Annotated in this window: 3 protein-coding genes; 1 reads left to right on the top strand and 2 read right to left on the bottom strand. The window is 68.2% G+C overall.

What is annotated here, in order from left to right; genetic code table 11:
* Window positions 1-86: 86 nt before the first annotated feature.
* Together UK23_RS34575 and UK23_RS34580 are read right to left on the bottom strand one after the other, a co-directional pair.
* Window positions 87-734 carry a response regulator gene (locus UK23_RS34575; protein ID WP_045315945.1) on the bottom strand — a complete coding sequence of 216 codons (648 nt, stop codon included), beginning with the start codon at window positions 732-734 and terminating at the stop codon, window positions 87-89.
* On the bottom strand, window positions 731-1,996 hold the full coding sequence (locus tag UK23_RS34580) for a sensor histidine kinase (RefSeq protein WP_045315946.1): 1,266 nt from the start codon (window positions 1,994-1,996) through the stop codon (window positions 731-733). The genes UK23_RS34575 and UK23_RS34580 overlap by 4 nt, the downstream gene beginning before the upstream one ends.
* 149 nt (window positions 1,997-2,145) lie before the next feature.
* Between UK23_RS34580 and UK23_RS34585 the strand changes: the two genes are divergently transcribed.
* A partial coding sequence (locus tag UK23_RS34585) for an ABC transporter substrate-binding protein (RefSeq protein ID WP_045315947.1) occupies window positions 2,146-3,114 on the top strand: 969 nt, incomplete at its 3' end.

The raw sequence follows: 3,114 nt of genomic DNA on the forward strand, positions 1-3,114 counted from the left end.
AATCAACCGACTAGACGGCGTCAGGCGTAGATCCGGACGGAGTTCACCCGTCCGAGTGGTCGCGGGGTCGGGCTTGAGCGCCGTGCCTAGCCGCCGGGCGTGACGATGCCCTGCTCGTAGGCGAACACCACGGCGTGGGTGCGGTCGCGCAGGCCGAGCTTGGCCAGCACCCGCGACACGTGCGTCTTCACGGTCGTCTCCCCCAGGAACAACGCCGCGGCGATCTCCGCGTTCGACGCGCCCTTCGCCAGTTCCACCAGCACCTCGAACTCGCGGTCGGTCAGCGACGGCGGCCGGGTGCGTTCGGGACGCGCGGTGCTGAACCGGGCGATCACCCGCCGGGTCACCTCGGGCGACAACAAGGCGTCGCCGCGCGCAACCACGCGCACGGACTCGATGAGGTCCTCCGGTGAGGCGTTCTTCAGCAGGAACCCGCTGGCGCCCGCCTGCAGCGCTTCGAAGAGGTAGTCCTCGCGGTCGAACGTCGTCAGGATGACGACGCGCGTGCCACCACCCGCAGACAGGATCTGCCTGGTGGCTTCGAGGCCGTCCATGCGGGGCATTTGGACGTCCATCAGCACGACGTCCGGCCGCAACGACGACACCAAGGACACGGCATCAGCGCCGTCGCCCGCCTCGCCGACCACCTCGATGCCCGGCTCGGTGCCCAGGATGACGCGGAAACCGGCGCGGACCAGGTCCTGGTCGTCGGCCAGCACGACTCGCAGGCTCACGCCGTCTCCTCCGAAGAAGCCGTGGGAAGCGAGGCACGGACGAGATAGCCCGCGTCACGCCGTGGGCCCGCCTCGAGCGAACCGCCGTGCACGGCAAGACGTTCACGCATCCCGACCAGGCCGAAACCGGAGTCCGAAACGGCGGACCGGCCGCGTCCGTCGTCGGTGACCTCCACTTCCAAGGCGCTGTCGAGGAACCGCATGCGCACGTCGACGTGTTGGGCGCCCGCGTGTTTCACCACGTTCGTCAACGCTTCCTGCACCACCCGGTACGCCGACAGCGCGACGGCGGACGACACCTCTCGTGGCGAGCCGTAGACACCGTGCGAGACCTCCAGTCCGGCGGCACGGGCGTTGTCGAGCAGTTCCGGCAGGTCGTCGAGACCCGGCGTCGCGCGGAGATCCGGTTCCGCGTCCGCCCGCAGCACTCCCAGCAAGCCGCGCAGCTCGTTGATCGCGGTCCGGGCGGTTTGTTCGACGGTCTGCAGGGCGTCGCGGGCCAGCGCCGGATCGGAGTCCAGGACGCGCCGCGCGGCACCGGCCTGGATGCCCATCACGGAGACGTGGTGCGCCACCACGTCGTGCAGGTCGCGCGCGATCCGCATCCGTTCCGCCGCAATGGCTCCGCGCGTGTTCTGCTCCTGCGAGCGCTGGAGTTCCTCTGCCTGGAACGACAGCTGGGCCTGGCGCCGGGCCGCCGTCCACGCCATCTCGCCCACCACAAAGGCGAAGGCGAAGAAGAAGATGTTGAACTCCAGTCCGTAAAGGACGTTGGCGAGCACCGGGTCCATCGGCCCGGCGGCGTCCTTGAAGTTGCCCGCCGGGCCCAGCAGGGCTCGCACGAGGCTGAAGCCCAGCCACAGGAACATCGCGACGATGACGCCGATCCGCGACCAGCGCGCCACCTTGCGGTTCTGCTCCCACGCGCCGACGGTGAAGATCGCCAGGAAGAGGATCGCGGACGGCACCAGGTTGTCGCCGACCTGCCGGACCTGCGCGGCGATGAACAGCGCCGACACCACGAGCATGACGGCCAGCGGATAGCGGCGGCGCACCACCAGCGGCAGGGACAGGGCGAGCATCCAGGCGAGTTGTTCGCGCAGGTCGGGAGCCCGGCCGAAAGCGAACGCGCCCACGCTGTTGACCAGCACGGTGAACTCGACCGCGCACAGCATCACCAGCACCGTGATGCCGATGTCGCGCCGGCGTTGGGCAGGCGTCGGACCGGGCCGCCGCCACTCGTTCCACACGGGCTCTTCCACCCGATCACGGTACCCGGCGGCGCTTTACATCGGAAAACGAAGCTTTTCACTCCGCGGGGTGTTTCGGGACACAAAATTGGACTGGTTGACACCTGTTACCCAATACTCCACGCTACCGCCGAGTAACTCCCCCTGCGACGAGGCCTGGTATGTCCATTCGCCATGTATTCTTGTCGGCCACGATGCTGGTCGGCACACTCACCGCCTGCGCCTCCGGAAACCAGGACGATCTGCCTGTTCGCACTGGTCCGGGCGTCTCGGCTGAATCGATTTCGCTCGGCGTGCTGACCGACATGACAGGCCCGTTCAAAGGGTCGTCGGTTTCCCGGATTCGCGGTTACGAACTTTATCTGGACACCGTCAACAAACACGGCGGTGTGTGCGGCAGACGCATCGACCTGAAGCAGAAGGACCACGCGTACGACGTCCAGAAGGCGCTCGACGGCTATTTCGAGCTCGAACCCCAGGTGCTGGGTTTCATCGACGTCTCGGGCACACCGATGACCGCGGCCATCGAACCGGATCTCATGCAGACTAGGGCGCTGACCGTCCCCAGTTCGTGGGCCGCCTCCCTGCTCGGCAACCCGCACATGATGATCGTCGGCACCACCTACGACCTCGACATCATCAACGGCCTCGACTACTACAAGCGCAAGGGCGCGCTCGCGGCCGGCGACACGATCGCCCACCTGCACCTGCGCGGCAGCTTCGGCGACAACGCGCTGGAGGGCAGCCGGTTCGTCGCGGAGAACTGGGGCATGAAGGTCTCCGAGCAGGCCGTGACCGAGACCACGGCGAACCTGATCGAGCAGATCACCGCGCTGAAGGCGTCCGGGGCCAAGGTCCTGGTCCTCAGCCTGACGCCGCCGCAGACCGCGGCCGCCGTGGGCATCGCCGCACAGCTCGGCTGGACGGCGCCGATCCTGTCCAGCGCCGTGAGCTACGACCCGGCGATCATGGAGTCGCCGGTCGCGCCGGTGTTCGCCAAGCAGGTCCTGCTCACCTCGCCGGTCGCGCCGTGGAGCGCCGACGTGGAGGGCGTCCGCGAGCTGCGCGCCGGCTACCAGCAGCGGTGGCCGAACGAGCCGGGCACGCTGAACACCGTGCACGGCTACACC

The sequence above is a fragment of the Lentzea aerocolonigenes genome, from assembly GCF_000955955.1.
Classification (GTDB): domain Bacteria; phylum Actinomycetota; class Actinomycetes; order Mycobacteriales; family Pseudonocardiaceae; genus Lentzea; species Lentzea aerocolonigenes_A.